This is a genomic window from Streptomyces sp. NPDC051310, assembly GCF_044455245.1.
GTDB lineage: Bacteria > Actinomycetota > Actinomycetes > Streptomycetales > Streptomycetaceae > Streptomyces.
Genome location: NZ_JBITEO010000021.1, coordinates 16,434 through 36,239, shown reverse-complemented (window position 1 = coordinate 36,239; position 19,806 = coordinate 16,434). Strand labels below are relative to the sequence as shown.

The window sequence follows — 19,806 nt, the reverse complement described above, 5'->3', positions numbered from 1 at the left end:
CGGGATGCCCCCGAGGGCGCGGTGCTCGGGTGGGACGCGGCGGGGGTGGTGCACACAGCCGCCGCCGACAGGTCCGGCCCGCCGGCCGGGACGCCGGTCGTCACCTTCGGCGTCGACGGCGCGTGGGCGGAACTGCGCGCCGTCGATACCGCCTGGATCGGAACCGCGCCCACCGGCACCGATCTCGCAGCCGTCAGTACGGTCCCCGTGGCAGGGACGAGCGCCTTCCGCGCATTGCACCGCCTCGGCCCGGTACTGGGCAGGCGCGTCCTGGTCACCGGCGCCACGGGCGGCACCGGGCGCTACGCCGTCCAGCTCGCCCGGCGCGCCGGTGCACACGTCATCGCCTCCACCGGCGACCCCGGCAAGCACGCGGCCGTCCTGCTGGCCCAGGGGGCCCACGAGGTGGTGGCCGGACCGCACGAGGTCGACGAGCCGGTGCACGGCGTCCTGGACATGGCCGGCGGCCCAACTCGTCGACAGCTATGGCCGTTTGGCGGAGGGCGGCACGCTGGTCGCGGTCGGACACTCCGCCCACGAAGGTGAGTCGTTCCCGTACGGCGCCCTGTTCGGCGACGGGGGACGGCACGACCGCTCCGTCGTCTCCTTCTCGCTGCCGGCCTGCACGGGACTGGCGCCGGATCTGAGCTGGCTCGCGGGCGAAGTCGCCGCCGGCCGGCTGGATCCGAACATCTCCTGGCGCGGGGGCTGGGACAGGGCGCGGCCGACGCCGTCGACGCCCTGCTGGAGCGCCGCCTGCACGGCAAGGCCGTCCTGGACATCTCCTGACCCGTGTTCCACCTCCCTGACGGCGGGTGGAACACCGGCGAGGCATGCCGCGCCGTCGCGACCGGCGTCCACCTGGTCGATGACAGCCGCGCGGAGGGAGCGGCGGGCCGGACACGCTTGTCCTACGGGACACAGGGCGCGGTGTGCGGAGCGGGCTGACGCGACGCCGCCTCCTCCAGCGCCTGGAGCAGAGTACCGAGGGGGCCCTGTGCCGGTGTCCCCTCGCGGACGGCCGCGTAAATGTACCTGACAGGCTCCGGATGCCGTACGCGGCGCAGGACCACGCCGTCACGGCGGTCCTGCGCTGCCAGGCGAGGGACGAGCGCGACCCCGAGGCCGGCCGCCACAAACCCCAGTGCGGTGGCGTAGTCCTCGCTCCTCGCGGTGAAGTTCGGGCTGAAGCCGGCCGCGGCACAGGCCTGGAGCGTCAGATCGAGACAGGGTCCCGGCGGTTCGCTGGCGACCCACGGCTCGGCGGCGAGGTCGGCGAGGTCCAGTACGGGTGGGGCCGCGAGCGGGTGCCCGGCAGGCAACGCGACCAGGTACTCGTCGTCGAGCAGGTGCACCAGGCGCAGGCCCCGACGGCGGTTGTCACGCGGTCCGACCACGATGGACACGTCGGCCTCACCGCGCTCGACCTGCGTCAACGGGTCCTCGGTTTCGAGCAACGAGAGGTCGATCCGCACGCCCGGGTGCTCACGGCGGAGCCGGGTCACCGCGGGGGCGACCAACGTGGGGCCGACGGAGGTGAAGTAGCGGATGGCGAGCCGGCCCGTTCGCCCGGCACGTAGATCGGCCAGTGTGGCCTCTGCCTCGGCGATGTCCCGGCTGATGATCTCGGTGTGCCGGGTGAGCAGTCGGCCCGCCTCCGTCGGCCGAACCCCGCGTCCCACGCGTTCGAGCAGGGCGATGCCGACTTCCTTCTCCAGCACCGCCACCTGTTGGCTTATAGCGGAGGGGGTGTATCCCAAGTGGGCCGCGGCCGCGGTGACCGATCCGCTGGTGACCACCGCGCGCAGTACCTGCAATCGCCTCACGTCGAGCATGTAGCACAGCTTAAGGCATGTACACAATCTTGCGATTGTGCTTACGACTTGACGCACGGCATCGTTCCCTGGACGCGGCCCCCGGGAGGAGAGAGACACGGTGAATGGTGCTGCGGGCCGGACGTCGGCCCTGGTGCGGATAGGCGTACTCGCCCTGCTGTGGGGGTCGACCTTCCTCTGGATCAAACTGGCCCTGCAGGCTCTGTCACCGGTCCAGGTCACCCTCGCCCGCTGCCTGTTGGGAGCCGGCTCACTGCTGCTCCTGTGCCTGGCCGCGCGGCAGCGCCTGCCCCGTGGCCGCGCCGTCTGGGGCCACCTCCTCATGGCGGCCTTCTGGTGCAACGCGCTGCCCTTCGCGCTGTTCAGTCTGGGTGAGCAGACCGTTGGCTCCGGGGTGGCCGGCATGCTGAACGCGACGACCCCGCTGTGGTCCTTCCTGCTCGGCATCGCGGTCGGCACGGAACGCGCGGTGCACCCCGTACGGCTGGGCGGACTCCTGCTCGGGTTCGGCGGAGTGGTGGTGATCTTCGCTCCGTGGCAGGGGGTCGGCGAGGTCGCGTGGGCCGGTGCCCTCGCCATCCTCGCCGCGGCGGCGAGTTACGCGGTCGGCTTCGCCTACATGGGACGTCACCTCGTCGGAAAGGGGCACGTGACCTTGTCCCTGGCCACCGCTCAACTCCTCGCAGCCGGCGGGCTGACCGCCCTGTGGCTGCCGATCGGTGGGACGACGCCCGTGCGCCTTCACCCGGCGGGCCTGGTCGCGGTGGTGATCCTGGGGGTTTTCGCCACGGGGATCACCTTCCACCTCACCTACCAAATCATCGCCGCCGAAGGCGCGACCAACGCGGCGACGGTCGGCTATCTGCTGCCCGTGGTGTCGGTGGGGCTGGGAGCAGTCGTGCTGGGCGAGCCCTTCGGTCTCCGGGTCGCGCTCGGGATGGTGATCGTTCTCGTCGGTGTCGCCCTGACCCGTCGCCGACCTCGCGACGTGCCCGAACTGCGCCGCGAGAATGCCGAAGCACACAAGAACAGGACTGTCGCATGACCGCACTGACCATAGCCACCTCCCTCGCGGATGCGCCGCCCGTGGACTGCGTGGTGATCGGTATAGCCAAGGGACGCTGGGGGCCGGTTCTGACGCCGGGGGCGGATGCCGTAAGCGGCGCGTTCGGCAGCAGAGGGGCCGAGGAGGTCATCGGCGTTCTCGGCATGACCGGCACCGAGGGTGAGACCGGCAAGGTGCCCGCCGTCCCTGGCTTCGGGGCCGGCATGGTGCTGGCGGTGGGTTTGGGCGACGCCGACGACGAAAACGGATACTCCTCCGAGACCCTGCGCCGGGCCGCCGGTGTCGCCGCCCGCGCTCTGACGGGCACCGGACGCGCGGCCTTGGCACTTCCGGCCGGCACCGCCGAAGCGGCGGAGGCGGTGGCCGTGGGCGGCCTGCTCGGCTCCTACGCCTTCAACGCCCGCCGGGCCGTCGGTGACGACCGGGCCCCCGTAGGCGAGTTGGTGGTCCTCACGACCGACGAGGCCCGGACCGACGCGGCGGCCGGCATCCGGCGCGGCACCGTGATCGGTCAGGAAGTCAACCGTGCGCGCGATCTCGTCAACATGCCGCCGAACGAGTTGACCCCCGAGACCTTCGCCGGGATCGTGCGGCAGGTCGGCGAGCGGTACGGACTGGACGTCGACGTACTCGACGAGAAGGCGCTCGCCGAGAACTCCTACGGTGGCATCCTCGGCGTCGGCCAAGGCTCCGCCACGGCACCGCGTCTCGTGAGAATCGCCCACACCCATCCCGCGGCGCGCACCACCCTCGCCTTCATCGGGAAGGGCATCACCTACGACTCCGGTGGCATCTCGTTGAAGCCCGTCGGCTTCAACGAGATCATGAAGCGCGACATGTCCGGTGCCGCCGCCGTCTTCGCCGCCGTGGTGGCCGCTGTCCGCCTCGGCCTGCCAGTCAACGTCACCGGATGGCTCCCGCTCGCCGAGAACATGCCCTCCGGATCCGCCACCCGGCCCGGCGATGTGCTGCGCATGTACGGCGGAAAGACCGTCGAGGTGGTCAACACCGACGCCGAAGGACGCTTGGTCCTCGCCGACGCCATGGTGCGCGCGGGCGAGGACGGTCCGGACGCCATGGTGGACGTGGCCACCCTGACCGCCGCGATGAAGATGGCCCTGGGCCACCGCACCTTCGGCGTGATGTCCGACGACGACGCCTTCCGTGATCACGTCGTGGACGCCGCCGGACGGGTGGGCGAGCAGGCTTGGCCCATGCCGCTGCCCGCCGAGCTGCGCGAGAGCTTGCACACCCCGGTGGCGGACATCGCCAACATGGGCGAAAGGATAGGCGGGGGCCTGGTGGCCGGTCTGTTCCTCAAGGAATTCGCACCACCCGGCGTACCGTGGGCGCACGTGGACATCGCCGGACCGGCCTACAACGAAGGCGCGCCCCATGGCTACACACCCAGGGGCGGCACCGGGTCCGCGGTGCGGACCCTGATCCGATTGGCCGAGGACGCCGCGACCGGCACCCCGTACCGTCTCCGGACGAGCCGGTGAGCCGTCTCCTGCGCGTCCTCCGACGGGTCCGTACGATGACGGCCCCCGAGCCCTTCGGTCATCACTCGCAGGCCACCGTCACCCCGGACGGCACCATCCGGGTGTCGGCGCAACTTCCCGTCGGGCGCGGCCTCCCGGCCGGATCCCCTGTCGCCGAGCAGACGCGCCAGGCGCTGTGCGACGTGGTGTCGGTCGTGGAAGCCGCGGGCGGACAGGGCGACTCGGTGGCCAGGGTCACCCTGTACGTCACCGACATCGCGGACTGGGAAGCCGTGGACGCCGCCTTCCGTGACGTGTTCGGCGCACATCGCCCTGCGCGGGCCGTGATCCAGGTGGCGGGGCTCCATCACGGGTACCGGGTGGCCGCTGACGCCGTGGCCTGGCGCGTACGGAAGCGGGCGCCACACCGGCGGTTCGTCCCCTGTGCCGGAAACCGGGGAGGAGGCCGACGATGAGCGTCCTGTACCAGGTCGACGCCTTCACCCGTACGCCGTTCACCGGCAATCCGGCGGGTGTGGTGCTCGCGGCGCAGGGCATGACGGACGCCGAGATGCTCGCGATCGCGCGAGAACTCAACAACTCCGAGACGTCCTTCGTCCTGCCCCCGGATGCCGACGACCATGACGTCCGGGTCCGCTTCTTCACCCCGACGACCGAGGTCCCCACCTGCGGGCACGCCACCGTGGGGACGCACTTCGCGCGGGCCGTCGAGTACGGTCTGCCGTCGGGCTCGCTGAGGCAGAAGACGGGCGGCGGGCTGATCCAGCGCGTGGACATCCAACGGGACGGGGAACGGGTCCGGATCGGCATGCACCAAGGAACGGCCGCATTCGGTCCCGAACTCGACGGCAGTCAGGTGGACCGGCTTCTGCGGGCTTTGGGGACCGACACCAGCGCCCTCGCGGACAACGGTCCTGTCCAGATCGTCTCGACCGGACATTCGAAGGTGATCGTGGAACTGCGCGACCGCGCCGACGTCGACGGGCTGCTACCGGATCCGGCCGCGTTGACGGCGCTGAGCGGTGAGGTGGGCAGCAACGGCTTCTTCGTCTTCACCCGTGCGACCGACGACGGCGAACTGCTCTCCTGGGCCCGCATGTTCGCACCGGCCATCGGCATTGTCGAGGATCCGGTCACCGGTAACGGCCACGGACCGCTGGGTGCCTACCTGGTACGGCACGGAATCGTGCCGGCGCCGGCCGGACGACTCACCTTCACCGGCCGCCAAGGGGCGGCGATGGGCAGGCCCGGAGAGGTCCGGGTCCTTGTCGACGTGCAGGAGGACGGCGCGCTCTCGGTGGCTGTCTCCGGTGACGCGGTGACCGCGTTCCGTGCCGAGCTTGCTACGAGGGGCCGTCGCTGACCCGTAAAGCGACTGCGGACAGAAAGCGGGCCCCGTGCACCGCAGCGCGGCCTGATCAGGAGAACCCCTAACCATGCGTTTTAGTACTAAAGTGCGGTTTCGTGATTTATCCCGTGGGTTCGTCGGTGGATCGTCGTCGGTAGTGGCTGCGACGGGCTGTGGCCTGGTGGTTTCGGCGGCGCCGCGGCCGAGGCGCTTCATCTCGTGACGGTGAAGATGACCCGCTGGTGGGGGACGGTCTTCTTGATGGTGCTGGCGAAGTCCATGGCCTTGGTGAACTCCGGGCGGACCTTGCTGCTGGTGCTGATCTTCTCGGAGAAGACCGGGTCACACCCGGCCTCCGCCAGCGCATCGAGCTGGCTCCGGAGTTCCTGCTGGGCGGCCGAGCAGCGCGCCTACCCAATCCGGGTCGGCTTGGTCTGCCGCTTGCATCCTCACCGGCCCGGCCAAGGAACTCGACGCGCTCGCGTTCTCCTACTACGTCCGCATGCTCGCCAGCGCCCCCAAGGGCTTCGACGACGTCACCGACCTGATCGTCCTCGACAGCATCCAGTGGTGCACCCCCGCGCTCGACACCACCGCCCAGGCCCGCGCACTGCGACTCGTCCAGGACTGACCCACCACCCCCGGAGCGCAGCCGACCGGGCTGCTCCGGCCCCCTTTGCGGCGGGGGGGGGCACCCCCGCCGCGCCGAGAACACCACCCCGACGAGAAAGGCATCTGTGATGAGCGCGCGCACCGTCGACACTGCCAGCCAGTTGGTCAGCGTTCTGACCCTGTCGGCCCGTATCGCCGAGTCCGGCAGCATCACGAACCTGCCGCAGAGCGTCCGCCCGGTGGGCTGGGCGGCGCACTACGCCGGGTCCGGACTGTCCTGGGAGCTGTGCGCCAGAGGCCCGTGTGAGCCTGGAAGTCGCTCCGCTGCTTGCCGAGATCGCGACGGCCGGGCCGCCGGCCGTCGTTGCGCAGCTCGCCCGGCCGCAGTCCTTGGCCGCTACGACGAAGACGACCGGCTGCGCCCCGTCGGCCGACGGCAGCATGCTTCACCGGGCGGCAGCGAATAGTCATGCTCTGGGTAGGACGGGCGGTCGTACGGGCGACAGTGGTCAGTCAGCTCTGGCACGACCTGCTTGGACCCGCCGACGGGCGGCAGGTAGTCACGTGAATGGTTTGCTCATGACTTGGAACAGTCCTGTTGTCGGTAGGCGAGAAGGACGGCCTGGCGTGGTGCGCCTACCCGCCGAAGGCGGGGAGCGCGAGCCGGTACGTGCCGTAGAGGACGGGCGCCGCGACGGCGAGGATGACCGCACCGCCGAGCATCGGCTTGATCACGCTGCCCCACCCCTCGCAGCGGACTGCCTCGCGCGGCCTGCGCGGGTGGTAGGCGACGCGGATGGAGTCCCCCCTGGGCGAGCTGGAGACGGCGCGCAGCTTGCCGCTGCTGTCCGTGTACGCGTACGTGGTCCGCCCGTCGAGGAAGACCTGCCTCCCTTCGACGGTGACGCCGTAGCGGGGCAGGTACCAGGCCTCCCACCCCGACCAGATCGCCGCGTACGCGACGAGGACGACCGCCATGCCGAGGCCGCCGAGCAGCAGCGTCGCGATTCCGCGGCTCGCGTTCACCTCGATGCCGACGGCCGCGGAGAGGGCGATCAGCGCGACACCGGAGACGATTCCCGCCCACTTGACGAAGGTGAACCCCGGGCCTGGGTCCGGTGCCTCCTCTTCCTCCTCGACCTCCTCGCCCGGATTCCTCAGGTCGAGGGTGACGACGAGTGTCGACCCATCGACCGTCTCCACCCCGTCGGCGCGGTCCGGCAGTACCCCGTTCACCGTGTCGGCGAAGACGGAGGCGGCGGCCCCGCTCACATCCGCCATCCGGTACACGGTGGGTTCGAGGTCCGCCGGTGCTCTCAACTCGAGCGCCACCTGCCGTCCCTCGGCGCGGACCCGCGCGATCGCCGCGAGCGGGATCCGCACCTCCTCGTAGGGGTGACGCAGCAGCAGTTCCTCGCCCACGGAGCGGAGTTCGCTGCCCGCGTCGTTCTGGAGAACCGGTATGGGCGAAGTGATGGACATGGACGTGATCGTAAGGGCGGAGACGGAACCGGTGAAGAGCCTCCGGGGTTACGAACAGGTCCTGGGTTGTCGTACGGTCCGGCCATGGTCATTTCCGTGCTCATCGGCTTCGTCGTCCTGTCCACGCTGGGCTTGCTCTTCGGCCTGGCCCTGATAGCCGGGGAGCGGCAGGAACTGAAGAAGATGACAGTGCTGGACGAGACCGGCATCGAGGTCCAGGCGCGCGTGAAGCACATCACGCCGGTCGGCACGAAGGGCTACGGGCGGGTGCTGTACGAGTTCGACGGCCCCGACGGCGGGGCCGTCCGGTACGAGAAGCCCGAGAGCCTCGCCCCCCACCACGTGGCGGGCGCCACCTTCCCGCTCGTCCACCACCCCCGGAACACGAAGAGCCTGCACATGGGGACGAAGGCGGTCGTCCGCAAGGAGCGCAAGGGGCGCCAGAGCTCCATCAAGCTCGCGTACGGGTTCACGCTCGCGTCCGCGACGGTGTGCGCCCTCGCGATCGTGGGCCTCGTCCTCAGCCCTTGAGCGCGGTTCAGGCGTCGGCCGCGTTATGTGGTGGGCGGGCGCCGGATCGCGCCCCGGCGGAGGGTGGGCGACGCGCAGACCGGGCTGCGGCCACTCGTACAAGCGCACTGACGAGCTGGGCATCAGCAGCTGGTACACGATCCGGCCGCCTTCGTAGGTGTGCCGGGGCCTGCACCACGGGCGTACCGCCAGCGGGATCCGTCCCACACGTACAGGGCGGGTCGCTGGCCCGGCGGCCAGCCGTGCACGCTCGGCCGCCGGCCGTCCTGCGGCCGCCACGGTCGAGACTCCACCGGCACAGCAACGGAACCGGACACTTGACCGATTCTAGGTGTCGCGGCCTGCGACGGGGCCTGCCCGCTCCGGCCACCCGCCGAAGCCCCCTGACCGCCTTGGGCGGCCGGTCTTAGCATGGTGGCATGCCCGCGCGCCGCTGGGTTCCGCCCGACCCGTGCGCGGCCGGCTGCTGCCCAGGCGGACGACCGTCACGGAACGAGGTACCGCTGCATCTGCGCCAGCAGCTGCGGATGGCCGCCTACCAGTTGCTGACGCCCGTGCAGAGGCCGTTGAAGCAGCCCGAGAACCGGCGCCTGCTGAGCGCCGTGCGGGCGGCCGGCCGGATGCGGGTGACCGGTACGCACTGGCTGCTGCTGACCGCCGAGCGGGCGGTCTTCGGCAGTCCGCGCAGCCAGCGGGCCAGCACGTTCTACGAGGTGCTGGAGCAGATCCTGGCTCAGCACCCGCCAGGGCCTCCGGGCGGCCTGACGAAGACCCCCAGCCGGCTGACCGCCGGACGGGCAGGGTCTCGCTGCTCTGCAGGGACGGCCCCGGCCGCGCCGGTGCCCGGGCGTAGCCGCGCCGGCGGTGGCCTATCGGGACGCCGCCCTTCGGCCGAATCAGGGCCCCGTGACGCCGGTCATGTTCGCGCCGGTCAGGTCCGCGCGGGTCAGGTCCTCGCCGTTCAGGTTCACGTGGGGCAGGAACGCGTCGGTCAGGTCCGCGCCGTTCAGGATCGCGCCGCGCAGGTCCGCGTCGGCCAGGTCCGCCCCAGGCAGGTACGCGCCACGCAGGTCCACGCTGGCGGTGCCGTCGTGGGCGGGCTCCCGGCTGCCGAGTGCGGTGAGGGCCGCCTGAATGTCGCTGGCCGGCTCGCTGTTGGAGGCGTCTGCGGCTTGCTTCGGCTTCTTGGCGTGGTTGCGGATGTAGGTGGACAGGATGTTGACGATGGAGGGCTGGTCGCGGGGGGGGGGAGTCCACCATGATGCGCTGCAGGGCGTAGATGCCGCCCAGACGCACTTCCAGGAGGCCTCACCGATGTTGGTGACGGCGGCGTTGTAGCGGTCGGTGACCTGTCCTTCCCGGGTGAGTGCGTGTTCGCCTTCAACCTGCTGGACCGACAGCCAGGTGAGGACGATTACGGCGAGGGCGCCCAGGGCAGCGAGAGTGCCCGCGGCCTGCTGGATGCGCGTCCACCGGTTTGGTGCGCTGACGGCCGACTGCCGTGCAGCGGCAGATACGGGGGCGGGCGTGCGGCGGCGTCGGCCTGGCAGACGCGAGCCGATCGGAGCGGCAGCGCGGCGGGGCGTGGTACGGGTGCGGCGGCGGGCGAAGCGGCCAGAGCGGCGGGGCGGTAGGGCGGTCATGCAAACGTTGATACGGGCAGCAGGCGGCCGGTGCGCCCGGTGCGCGCGTGACACACAAGAGTTGCATCACACGGGGGTCTGGCTCCTGGTGCAGGTTGACCGCCTACAGCACGTCGAGCAGGGCGTTGTCCTCCCACTGGTCGACGACTTCGAGGTAGCCGGCGAGCACCTTGGAGTGCGGGGCCCAGCCGCCCTGCCTGGCGATGACGATCTGGTCGTGGCCCTTCAGCCGGGAGGACGCGGTCAGTCCGCAGCGGGGACTGTGGCCGGTGAAGCGGATCGCGATCCCGGCGCGTTCGCCGGCGCGGGTGACGATGTCGCCGATGGGTTCGGGCTGCAGTCCGCTGTCCATGACGGTGTTCCAGCGGTTGTGCAGGCGGCGCCAGGCGTAGCCGTCGGGGTCGGTGAGGCCGGCGGCCTCCTTCCACGCCTGCCAGGCACGGACCCGGGGCAGACTGAGGGCCGTGAGCCGTAGGGGACCGAACACGACGCGGGGGCAGACCTTGGACACGCGCAGGTCGGCCTGGATGCCGCCGGGGGTCTCGGCGTAGTCCCGGACGCGGTTAAAGGCGAGATCGTGCTCGCGGCCGGCGACGGCGAAGTGCATGAGCACCAGGGCGCGGTCGCGGATGCCCCTGAGGTTGTCCGGGCAGGCGGCGCTGATCTTTACCAGGTGCTCGACCAGCAGCGGCGCGGCCTGGCCCCGGCCGCGGGTCTCCCCGCTGGCCTCCATCTCCTTCACCAGCTGCTTGAGCCGGTTGCGGGCGAGGCGGGCGACGCCGTCCTCCAGCCACACGCCGTGCTCGGCGCGGGCGGACACCACGGTGCCCGGAGATCCGGCGGTCGTTGGTCGACGGCGCGGTGCACGTCCCCTTCCTCCCGCCGGGCTCGGTCCACAGCCACTCGACGAACCTCACCAACGTGCCCGGGGTGACGACGAGCTCCGGTACTCCGGAGTCGGCGCAGAACTTCGTCCAGCTCGCCCAGTCCTGCGCGTAGCTTCGGCGGGTGCTCGACGGGCGGCCGTCCGCGACGGTGCGCACGGCCTGGCGGTCGATGTGGTCGAGCGCGGCCCGGGTCGCGGTGTCGTACTCCTCGGGCCGGGCCGGCGCCGCCGGGATGACGACCGCTTCTACCACATTCTGGCCGTCTGGCATGAGCCGCCCCATTCAACCGGTTTGAGCCCTCCCATGGACTCCGGATATGGGCCCTGGGCGGTGCGACCGCCCAGGGCCGTGACCCTTTCAGGGTCTGTGCCGCGTGCCTGGCTGCCGCTTGGGGGTCAGCCGCGCGGTGCGGTGGTCACCCAGTTGTAGTCCTTGCCGCGGAAGCAAGCGTTGATCCGGTTGACGCGGGCCTGTGTGCCGCACCGTTCCTTGGTGGTGTACCAGGGGCTGATGCGCAGTCCGGCCTGGGGGACCTGGGCTGCGGTCTGGTGCAGCCCGGCGTGGGCGATCCAGGCCTTCTGGCGCTTGCACCGGGAGTCGTAGCGCCACACGAATTCCCCGCCCATGGAGCGGAAGCGGACCTTGAGCGCGTCGTTGTCCGGAGCGAGGACCCAGCTGGAGGTGCGGTCCCACATGAACGTCTTGCGGGGCTTGTACGAGCGCCAGGCGGTGCTGCACTTCTCGTCCGGGCCCTGCTGCTTAGCGCGCTGCTGGGCGGCCACGCCGACGACGGTGTCGGCCGGCTGTCCGTCCTTGTCGAAGACGGCGCCGGCCCCGGCGGTGAGGGCTCCGGCCGCCACACCGAGCGTGGCGACGGCGATGGCCACTGGCCGGGCCCTGCGGGAGGTGAGGATGGACATACGGATGCTCCTTTGAACACGAAGGGATTCGAAGACCGGCCAAAGGCGTTGAGCTCGCCCGGGCGGCCGGGGATGGTGGGTTGCTCGCACCGGGTCGTCGGCACCGGCGTGACAGCGAGCGGGGAATCGAGGCGGCGGACCCGGATGTGCCGTCGACGAGGAGCGTGTTCCGGGTGGGTCGGTCGATGTGATGAGCCTGCCGGGCCCGGCGGGTGTCCGGCAACGGCTGTGGGCGGCCGGGACAGTCCGGGGCCGTCCCACCCGGGTGTCTGCCCTGGTCACAGGGGGTGCGGCGGGTACTCGGGGCGGTGGCTCAGGGCTTGCCTGGCCCAGTGGGTGCGGCCCTCTCGGTCGCCGGCCTCCCAGGCGCCGCCCGGCCGACGCGCCCTGTCGTCGTTTTCGACCGCGGCAGTTGGCGGTGGCCGGGACAGGGGTGTGAGCTGGAAGGACATCCCCGGACTGTCCCGGCCGCCCCGGGATCTTGCTGGACACCTGGGCGTCGCGAAGTCTCCTTCACCTGAGTCAATCCCCAAGCCCGTGTAGGAGACCGTGATGGCCCAGGTGATCATGCGCATTACCGCCGCGACGACCCAGCCGACACCCACCGCCATACCGGCGGCCCCGCCGGCTGCAGCGGCGATGAAGACGAAACCGTCTCCGGCGAAGGTGACCGTCACGACATCGAAGCCCTCGCAGGGCCGTCGCTCCGCGCCCGCCTCACCGGCCACGGCCCCCGCCCGTGACCAGCCGGCCGGCGAGGGCGAGGGCCGGCGCCGGCACGGGGCCCCGGTACGGTGGACGGTGCGCGACATGGCCGCCAAGTGGCTTTCGCCGACAGCCGCGTCGATCACTACGGAGGCCCTGCGGATCGCGGGCATCACCCTGCTGGGCATTCTGGCGGTCCTGTTCGGTGCTGTCCTGGCCCAGCACGCCATGCCCGACGAGCCGCACACCCCTCGCCCGGGCATCACGCTCCAGCCGCCTGCCCAGACCCCCGCCGACCGGGCCCCTGCCGAGCAGGTTCCGGCGGATCCGCCCGCGGCCAAGCCCAAGCCCAAGCCGAAGCCGCAGCCGTCTCCGAAACCAGCCCCGTCCTCGGTCCTGCTGCGGCCGGGGGACACTTTGTGGTCGCTGGCCCGGCGGCACCACACCACGGTGGCTGCCCTGCAGGACGCGAACGGCCTGGGCTCCTCGACCACCATCTACGCCGGTAAGCGCCTGTACCTGGCCCCGCCCCGCCCTGCCGGGCCGCCCACCGCGCCCACCGCGCCCAGCGGGCCCGTCCGGATCGAAGCCGCTCCGGGGGAGTCGGCGAGCTCGGCGAACGGGGCGGTGCGGGCCGTGTCGTTCGCCCGGGCCCAGCTGGGCAAGCCGTACATCTGGGGTGGCACCGGCCCGCGCGGTTATGACTGCTCCGGCCTGGTCCAGGCGGCCTGGAAGGCCGCAGGGGTGAAACTGTCGCGCACCACGTACACGCAGATCCACGACGGCCACCGCACGACCCGTTCGAACCTCGCCCCCGGCGACCTGGTGATCACCAACCACGGCCACCACGTCCTGCTCTACGTCGGTGGCGGCAAGGTGATCGAGGCACCCAAGCCCGGCACCGTCATCCGCACCGCCCCTCTGCCGCCCCATCACCAGGTCGTCGCGTACCGGCACATCACCGGCTGATGCGGCACAGCCAGGCGTGCGCGTTTCTACGGGTCGCAGAAGCCGGGTGCAGTCGTCGAAGCGCGTGCTGCACCGCGGCGGCCCGGCCCGCCGCTTGCGCCCCGCCCCCGGTGCAGCCCGCGCCCCGGCCGGGCGCCGCCGGTCTCCCGCCGTTGCCCACCGCCGCAGAGCAGCCGAATCCCCGGCGCTCCGCCGTGTGGTCGTCCGTCCGCTTCCCGTCCGCTGTCTGTCCACCGTGCGGCGAACAGGACTCCAGCGCGCCCTGCGCCGTTGGTACGGCCACGCGGTGGTGTCGGTCCCGGACAGCCGCGGGGCATCGAACGCGGCGAAGTGCGCCGCCCCGTTGGTGGTCGCGCTACTCGGCCGAGAACGACCCGTGGGCACCCGACCTCTCCTATCACGGAGGCCGGTACCTGATGTACTACTCCGTCTCCGCATTCCATTCCAACACCCCGGCCATCGGCCTGGCCACCTCCACGACCGGCAAGCCGGGCAGCTGGAAGGACCAGGGCATCGTCCACTCCTCCACGGCCGGCAGCGACTACAACGCCATCGACCCCGACCTGCTCGTCGACGACGACGGCACGTGGTGGCTGGCCTTCGGCTCCCACTGGAGCGGGATCAAGATGATCCGCCTCGACCCGCGGACCGGCAAGCAGTACGCGGGTGACACCACCCGCCACTCGCTCGCCTCGCGCTCCAAGGCGCCGAGGGCGGTCGAGGGCCCGACCGTGGTCAAGCGGAACGGCTACTACTACCTCTTCGCCTCGTACGACACCTGCTGCAGCGGTACCACCTCCACGTACAAGATCAAGGTCGGCCGGGCCACCAAGCCCACCGGGCCCTACTACGACCGCAAGGGCGTCGCGATGAACCGCGACGGCGGCACCGTGGTCATGGCGTCACACGGATCCGTGATCGGTCCCGGCGGGCAGGACATCATGCGCGACGGCGGCAAGGACCTGCTCGTCTACCACTACTACGACGGCAGGGACAACGGTGCTCCCAAGCTCGGGATCAACCTGCTGAAGTGGAGCGGCGGCTGGCCCACCGCGTACTGACCGGCGCTCGGCGGCGAGGAGACGGCGGTGCGTCAAGGACCGCCTGCCCCAGGCCTCGCGCCCGCGAAATCGTCCCCGGCCACTGAGGTGGATCCGTGGCTGCTGCCGTCCTCGCGCCGTGTCGCCGCCGGGCCTGTCGTCCCGTCGTATGCGACGCGCCGCCGGGCATCCCCGCCTGCGTGCTGTGCCGTTGTCGGTCGGTCATCGGCGCGCTGTCGTGCTGCCGCCGGGCCGGACTGCCGCTCCCCGGTGCGGCGCCGGCCGTGCCCACAGCCGCCCGCTGCGCCCCGCGGCCGTGGCGCGCCCGCCCCTGGTCCAGGTCCCGCCGTGCGGTCCGGCCAGCCACAGCGCGGAGATCGCCTCGAAGTCGCCGCGTTCCATCGCCGCGTAGTGCGTCCTGCCTACTGCTCGCCGCCGGGCCGCCGTGCTGCGGCCGCGGGGGCTCGCCTGGCTGCCGCACAGCGTGCAGCCGCCTCGTCGCCGGGTCCCCGTCGTCGTTCCGCGCGTCTGGTTGCCGTCTGGCTGCTGGGCACCGGCCACGCCTGCCTGCGGCGCCGCCGTTCAGGACCGCTCGTGGCGGGTGTACTCGTGCCCCGGCGCGGCACGTGTCGAGCACGTGCTTGCCGTCGACGGCCCTGGGGATGTCGGCACCCTGGCTATCTCCCCAGCGCCCCCCGCAGCGTCACACCCCACCGGGTCCGCAGCCTGCGCACCTCCCATACCGACAGCGCCGTGACCGAGAGGGGGCCGCCGAGGAGGAAGGTGTGGAGGACGAGGGGCGGAGCCGCCACGTCGGGGCCGTCGAACAGGCCCAGCCCGAAGAGGGACCACACCAGCAGCGGTGAGACCAGGGCCGGCAGCAGCTCGTGCACATCGCCCAGGCGGAAACAGGAGTTCACTCCGTACACCAGCGCGGTCAGCGTGCCCAGCAGCGCGAAGACCAGGACCAGCGCGCAGACCACCGCGCCGACGAAGAACAGCACCATGACCAACAGGCCGATCAGTATGCCGTGGTAGCCGATGTCGGCCGTCGAGATGATCTCACCCTGGAGCATCTTGACCATCAGATACGACACTCCGGCGCCCACAGCGATCACGCCCAGCGAGCACAGCGGACCGAGCAGCCGGGCGGCATACCGGCGGCCCAGCGGCGCGCGGGCCGCGACGATGAAGGCCGTCACCGCCACGAAACCGACCGTGAGCGTGAGCCCGCCTCCGATGAGCAGGTCCTCCAGCTTGCCCAGGACGACCTTCTCGCGGCCCTCGGCCAGCGGGAACGCCAGGAGCAGCCAGGCGGTGGCGATGAAGCCCACCGCCGTACGGGCCCACTGCAGGCCGGTGATGAGCGGGTCCTCGATCCGGCCGGGCCTGGACGGGGCGGTCATCGCCGTGGCGACCGCGAAGGGACTGGGTATCGACCGGAGGGACGGGGACGCGTCCCGGCGGGTGTTCACTGATGCTCCCCCGAACACATGAAACGTAGGAACGCGCAGGCGGATGGATACACGGATCGGAGAGATCTGCCCGCTTATCACGTGCGCGACTGTCCGCGGTGGCGGGCGCGCCTGCCGTGTCGGCATACCCGGCCACGGCAGAGCGGCGCTCACCCGCCGATGGCTGTAATGGCCCTGACACCCTAGCCGACCGGGCCGGACTTCTCGTCACCCTGCCGGAAAGTCCGGCCGCGCCGGTGCAAGGCGGCCTCCGCCGGCGATGGCCGAGCGGATCCCCGCACCTCCTGGTGCGCCTGGCGATCGGCATCGGCCCCCGCACCGCCACCGCGCACGGCGGCGCACCATGCGCGCCCGGCGAGTACGGTCACGGCATGACCGAGAGCTTGCCTGCCGACGTGGCCGATGTTCTGGCGCTGCTCCTGAGCGCGGATGATGCGGTGCATGTCGCGCTCCGAAGGCAGCTTCCGCTTGTCAGCGTGAGAGCGCGCTGCACATGCGGGTGCGGTACCGCCTACTTCGACCTTGATGCCGGCAAGGTGGAGCCCGCCCCCACCCGCCCCGGCACCGTCGTGGCGGCCGAAGCGCAGCTCGTCACCGAGGGGGGCGAGTGCCCCGGTGAGGTCCTGCTCTTCACGCAGGGCGGTTACCTGTCCTGGCTGGAAGTCAGCTCATGGAGCGACGGCATCGAGGTGACCCTGTCGGCCGCACGTCACTGGCTCCAGCCACGCCCCTGATTCCGACCGGCGAGCGCCCGAGCAACGAGCAACGAGCAACGAGGAATGACGAATGAGGAACTGACGTCGCCTGCGTGCCGGCCCTGGCGGGGCCTGCCGCTTCGCCTGTCGGCCCCCGGAGCCCGTTCGTGCTGTGCGGCCGCCTTCTTCGTGCACCGTCGTCCGGTCATCTACGCCGCTGAGCCGGGGCGCCGGTCACCCGCCCCGCCCGCCGCCGTCCCGCCGCTGCTCACTCGGGGTCCGGCGTGGCGAGCGCGACGGGTGATGCCGGGTTCCTGGCTCGCCACCGTCAGTTCGCGGTGACCAGCGGGGAGCGTCGGCGGGGGAGGGGCGGGGGCGGGCCCGGTACCAGCGTGCAGCGGGCGGCGAGGTGGGCATCGATTACTTCGGAGCGACGGGGCGGTGTAGTGCCACACCATGTTCCGCGAGCCGTTCCGGCAGGCCGGACAGGGCCGGGAGTTGCTCGATGTGATGGACCCCGGCAGGAAGGGAGGCGGTGAGCAGCTCCTGGGTGACGTACGCGGCGACCAGCGCGGTGACACGGCTTTGCGCCCGTCCGGTCACAGCGTACGCGGCATGGCGGTCCCCGCGGTGGGCGTCGGCCCGCAGGGCGAAGAGGTCACCTCCGAGGTGGACCCGGCGGAAGGAGGCGATCAGGGCTCGCCGTACGACCGCGTACCGGGCGGCCCGGCGCAGCGCGAAGAGGGCCGCGGTCAGTGGTGCGGAGTCCAGGCAGAGACGGGTGGTGACCCCCGCGCCGTCGAGGGTGCGCGGAAGGGTGTGCTGGTCGGAGAAGGGAAACGGGTGCGCGGTGCGCGTGCCGTGGCCGGGCAGGGGGACGCGCAGGCGCCCCGCCGCCGAGGGTGCTGCCAGGTTGTCGACCGTCCAGCGGACCGCGTCCGCGCCGTGGGCTTCGCCGGCGCCGAGCAGCACGGTCAGGTCGATGCGTTCGGAGCCGCCCACCGCCTCGTGAGCCCGGCGGGCCAGGAGATTCGTCAGCCCCGGGGCCACGCCGACACTCAGCACCCCGGTCGCTCCGGCGTCGGCCGCCACCTCGTGCAAGGCTGCCACCGACTCGAGCAGCCGGGGCGTGGCCCCGATGTCGACCACGTGCACGCCCCGCTCGAAGCAGACACGTGCGACGCGCGCGTCGGGCGGTTCCACGCACATCACGACCGCGGCCACGTCACCCAGCTCTGTCAAAGTCCGCCGGAAGGCGGCCGGATCGGTGACGTCCAGACGCACGCCGCCCAGGCGCCGCGCCCTAACTTCATCGCGTCCGCCGACCACGACCCGGTGCGGGAACCAACCGGAGAGCGTCGCGGCCACCGTCGCCCCCACGGCACCGTAGCCGCCGACCACCAGGACCCGCCCACCATTCACTGTAGTCATACTCCAGTGAAACACACTGTAGTGTCACTACAGTCAAAGATGATGGTCGACCTCCTGAGGAGGGGAGCGCGGTGCCCGCAGCCCTGACCCGAGCGGAGAAGGCACGCCGCACGCGGCAGCGGATGCTCGATGCCGCGGCCCGGCTGTTCACGGAGAACGGCTGGACCGCCACGACGGTCCAGGACATCGCCAGCACCGCCGAAGTCGGCGTACAGACCGTGTACTTCACCTTCGGCACCAAGCGGAAGTTGCTGAAGGAACTCCTGGACGCCACCGTCGCCGGCGACCTCGACCCGGTCGCCACCCTGGACCGGCCCTGGGCCCGCGAGATCCTCGACGAACCCGACCCCGCCACCCAGCTCGCCCTCCAGGCCGCCGGAGCGCGCCGCATCCTGGAGCGCTCCGCGCCCGTTCTTGACGTCGTACGCGCCGCGACAGCCGACCCGGAAATCGCTGAGCTGTGGCGCACCAATATCGAACAGCGACACGTAGTCCAGCTCCGCTTCGCACAAGCCCTCGCCGCGAAGGGCGCCCTGCGGCACGGCCACGACAGCGAGTCGGCAGCCGACATCACGCTGGCCGTCCTCGGCCCGGAAAGCTACGGCCTCCTCGTCACGAACAGGGGCTGGTCTCCGGCCCGGTGGGAGGAATGGGCCGCCGACACACTGACACGCCAGCTCCTCACCTAAGCGCATCTCCAACGCCCGGGCCCTCGACCATCGCGTGTACCCACTACCAGGCCCACGTCACTTCCGCCTGGGATGAACCAGCCTGTAGCGCTGGCCTGATCCGGCACTCCGCCGCCTCGGCCCCTTGCAGAGGTACGCTCCTGGCTGCGAGAGCGCGGCCGAGCATCCGGTTCGGCTCCCTCCGCGTGCTGTGGTTCCAGGACTCGAACCACAGCACCGCGGTGTCGTAGTCGCCGGGCTCGGCCTGCATCGGCGGGGACGCCTGCGAGTCGTCGGCGGAGCAGTCCCCGGCGGCCGCGGTACAGGAGCGGCTGCGCTCGTGGGCGGAAGGCGGGCCTGAACCGTCGTTGCCACGCTGGAGGGGTGGCGCCGGGGGATGTGCTGGTATCAGGTCATGGACGACAAGCGGCGCGTGCTGACCGTCGCCTACGACGGTGCGCAGATTCTCGACATCGCGTGCCCCAGTGGCGCGTGGACATCGCCAACCGGTACGGCGCCGAGCCGCCGTACTCCATCGAGCTGAGGACCCTGGGCCGTCGGGTTGCATGTAGCTCGGCGGGGATTGAGTTGGGAGCGGGGCAGGGGCTGGAGACGGTCGCAGGGCACCTTGACACCCTGTTCGTGGTAGGCGGCAGCGGCTGTGAGGACGCGGCGGCGGACGAGCGCCTACTGGGCCAGGTGCGCCGGTTGGCCGGACTCACTCGACGGGTGGCCTCTGTCTGTACCGGCGCCTATGTGCTCGCCGCCGCAGGGCTGCTGGACCATCGGCGGGTGACGGCCCATTGGGGATGGGGGAACGACTTGCCGAGCGTCATCCCGCCGTGGCCGTGGACGTCGCTCCTCTGTATACACGTGACGGCGACGTCTACACCTCGGCCGGGGTCACCAGCGCTCTCGACCTGACGCTGGCGCTGATCGAGGACGACCACGGGCCGACGCTGACTCGTGCCGTTGCCAGGGAACTCGTCACGCATCT

At 71.4% G+C, this 19,806-nt stretch carries 22 protein-coding genes; 13 read left to right on the top strand and 9 right to left on the bottom strand.

Features of this window, described 5'->3' with window-relative positions:
• Positions 1 to 45 precede the first annotated feature (45 nt).
• Complete coding sequence (locus tag ACIA79_RS26215; protein ID WP_399430788.1) at positions 46 to 546, top strand: hypothetical protein; 501 nt, start codon at positions 46 to 48, stop codon at positions 544 to 546.
• A 365-nt stretch (positions 547 to 911) separates the two neighbouring features.
• Here the strand turns inward: ACIA79_RS26215 and ACIA79_RS26210 are convergent, their stop codons facing one another.
• Positions 912 to 1,835, bottom strand: a complete 924-nt coding sequence (locus tag ACIA79_RS26210; RefSeq protein ID WP_399430787.1) for a LysR family transcriptional regulator — start codon at positions 1,833 to 1,835, stop codon at positions 912 to 914.
• A gap of 100 nt (positions 1,836 to 1,935) precedes the next feature.
• Here ACIA79_RS26210 and ACIA79_RS26205 point away from each other — a divergent pair, with 100 nt between their 5' ends.
• Genes ACIA79_RS26205 through ACIA79_RS26190 form a run of 4 tightly spaced genes read left to right on the top strand, consistent with a single transcriptional unit; the run spans position 1,936 to position 5,766 of the window.
• Entirely contained in the window at positions 1,936 to 2,880 is a 945-nt protein-coding gene (locus tag ACIA79_RS26205; protein WP_399430786.1) for a DMT family transporter, read from the top strand.
• On the top strand, positions 2,877 to 4,403 hold the full coding sequence (locus ACIA79_RS26200; protein ID WP_399430785.1) for a leucyl aminopeptidase: 1,527 nt from the start codon (positions 2,877 to 2,879) through the stop codon (positions 4,401 to 4,403). Before ACIA79_RS26205 ends, ACIA79_RS26200 begins: the two co-directional genes overlap by 4 nt.
• Before the next feature lie 35 nt (positions 4,404 to 4,438).
• Positions 4,439 to 4,858 (top strand): RidA family protein, encoded by a 420-nt coding sequence (locus tag ACIA79_RS26195; protein WP_399430784.1) that lies wholly within the window; start codon positions 4,439 to 4,441, stop codon positions 4,856 to 4,858.
• The gene (locus tag ACIA79_RS26190) at positions 4,855 to 5,766 is read left to right on the top strand and encodes a PhzF family phenazine biosynthesis isomerase (protein WP_399430783.1); all 912 of its coding nucleotides are present in this window, start codon (positions 4,855 to 4,857) and stop codon (positions 5,764 to 5,766) included. The genes ACIA79_RS26195 and ACIA79_RS26190 overlap by 4 nt, the downstream gene beginning before the upstream one ends.
• A gap of 197 nt (positions 5,767 to 5,963) precedes the next feature.
• Here ACIA79_RS26190 and ACIA79_RS26185 read toward each other — a convergent pair whose 3' ends face one another.
• Positions 5,964 to 6,113: a hypothetical protein gene (locus ACIA79_RS26185; protein ID WP_399430862.1), complete on the bottom strand. Its 150-nt coding sequence runs from the start codon at positions 6,111 to 6,113 to the stop codon at positions 5,964 to 5,966.
• 140 nt (positions 6,114 to 6,253) lie between these two features.
• On the opposite strand from ACIA79_RS26185, the gene ACIA79_RS26180 reads away from it, so the two are divergent.
• Positions 6,254 to 6,382, top strand: a complete 129-nt coding sequence (locus ACIA79_RS26180) for a hypothetical protein (RefSeq protein WP_399430782.1) — start codon at positions 6,254 to 6,256, stop codon at positions 6,380 to 6,382.
• A gap of 617 nt (positions 6,383 to 6,999) precedes the next feature.
• Here ACIA79_RS26180 and ACIA79_RS26175 read toward each other — a convergent pair.
• A complete protein-coding gene (locus ACIA79_RS26175) occupies positions 7,000 to 7,845 on the bottom strand; it encodes a hypothetical protein (protein WP_399430781.1) in 846 nt (281 codons plus the stop codon).
• Between the two features lie 84 nt (positions 7,846 to 7,929).
• On the opposite strand from ACIA79_RS26175, the gene ACIA79_RS26170 reads away from it, so the two are divergent.
• Positions 7,930 to 8,376: a hypothetical protein gene (locus tag ACIA79_RS26170; protein WP_399430780.1), complete on the top strand. Its 447-nt coding sequence runs from the start codon at positions 7,930 to 7,932 to the stop codon at positions 8,374 to 8,376.
• A gap of 535 nt (positions 8,377 to 8,911) precedes the next feature.
• On the opposite strand, the gene ACIA79_RS26165 is transcribed toward ACIA79_RS26170, so the two are convergent.
• The 3 genes from ACIA79_RS26165 to ACIA79_RS26155 form a co-directional block, all read right to left on the bottom strand.
• Entirely contained in the window at positions 8,912 to 9,079 is a 168-nt protein-coding gene (locus ACIA79_RS26165) for a hypothetical protein (RefSeq protein WP_399430779.1), read from the bottom strand.
• 193 nt (positions 9,080 to 9,272) lie between these two features.
• Positions 9,273 to 10,019: a pentapeptide repeat-containing protein gene (locus ACIA79_RS26160; protein WP_399430778.1), complete on the bottom strand. Its 747-nt coding sequence runs from the start codon at positions 10,017 to 10,019 to the stop codon at positions 9,273 to 9,275.
• 103 nt (positions 10,020 to 10,122) lie between these two features.
• Positions 10,123 to 10,842: an integrase gene (locus tag ACIA79_RS26155; RefSeq protein WP_399430777.1), complete on the bottom strand. Its 720-nt coding sequence runs from the start codon at positions 10,840 to 10,842 to the stop codon at positions 10,123 to 10,125.
• Between the two features lie 23 nt (positions 10,843 to 10,865).
• On the opposite strand from ACIA79_RS26155, the gene ACIA79_RS26150 reads away from it, so the two are divergent.
• Positions 10,866 to 11,018 (top strand): hypothetical protein, encoded by a 153-nt coding sequence (locus tag ACIA79_RS26150; RefSeq protein ID WP_399430776.1) that lies wholly within the window; start codon positions 10,866 to 10,868, stop codon positions 11,016 to 11,018.
• A 283-nt stretch (positions 11,019 to 11,301) separates the two neighbouring features.
• On the opposite strand, the gene ACIA79_RS26145 is transcribed toward ACIA79_RS26150, so the two are convergent.
• On the bottom strand, positions 11,302 to 11,826 hold the full coding sequence (locus tag ACIA79_RS26145; RefSeq protein WP_399430775.1) for a hypothetical protein: 525 nt from the start codon (positions 11,824 to 11,826) through the stop codon (positions 11,302 to 11,304).
• 552 nt (positions 11,827 to 12,378) lie between these two features.
• Between ACIA79_RS26145 and ACIA79_RS26140 the strand changes: the two genes are divergently transcribed.
• Positions 12,379 to 13,500 carry an NlpC/P60 family protein gene (locus tag ACIA79_RS26140; RefSeq protein ID WP_399430774.1) on the top strand — a complete coding sequence of 374 codons (1,122 nt, stop codon included), beginning with the start codon at positions 12,379 to 12,381 and terminating at the stop codon, positions 13,498 to 13,500.
• Between the two features lie 110 nt (positions 13,501 to 13,610).
• Positions 13,611 to 14,561: a family 43 glycosylhydrolase gene (locus ACIA79_RS26135; protein ID WP_399430773.1), complete on the top strand. Its 951-nt coding sequence runs from the start codon at positions 13,611 to 13,613 to the stop codon at positions 14,559 to 14,561.
• 656 nt (positions 14,562 to 15,217) lie between these two features.
• Here ACIA79_RS26135 and ACIA79_RS26130 read toward each other — a convergent pair.
• Positions 15,218 to 16,015, bottom strand: a complete 798-nt coding sequence (locus tag ACIA79_RS26130; RefSeq protein WP_399430772.1) for a hypothetical protein — start codon at positions 16,013 to 16,015, stop codon at positions 15,218 to 15,220.
• Between the two features lie 371 nt (positions 16,016 to 16,386).
• On the opposite strand from ACIA79_RS26130, the gene ACIA79_RS26125 reads away from it, so the two are divergent.
• Entirely contained in the window at positions 16,387 to 16,749 is a 363-nt protein-coding gene (locus tag ACIA79_RS26125) for a hypothetical protein (RefSeq protein WP_399430771.1), read from the top strand.
• A gap of 381 nt (positions 16,750 to 17,130) precedes the next feature.
• On the opposite strand, the gene ACIA79_RS26120 is transcribed toward ACIA79_RS26125, so the two are convergent.
• A complete protein-coding gene (locus ACIA79_RS26120; RefSeq protein WP_399430770.1) occupies positions 17,131 to 18,141 on the bottom strand; it encodes a saccharopine dehydrogenase family protein in 1,011 nt (336 codons plus the stop codon).
• Positions 18,142 to 18,212: 71 nt separating this feature from the next.
• On the opposite strand from ACIA79_RS26120, the gene ACIA79_RS26115 reads away from it, so the two are divergent.
• Together ACIA79_RS26115 and ACIA79_RS26110 are read left to right on the top strand one after the other, a co-directional pair.
• A complete protein-coding gene (locus ACIA79_RS26115) occupies positions 18,213 to 18,830 on the top strand; it encodes a TetR/AcrR family transcriptional regulator (RefSeq protein WP_399430768.1) in 618 nt (205 codons plus the stop codon).
• Between the two features lie 363 nt (positions 18,831 to 19,193).
• A complete protein-coding gene (locus ACIA79_RS26110; RefSeq protein ID WP_399430767.1) occupies positions 19,194 to 19,733 on the top strand; it encodes a DJ-1/PfpI family protein in 540 nt (179 codons plus the stop codon).
• The last annotated feature ends 73 nt before the right edge of the window (positions 19,734 to 19,806 follow it).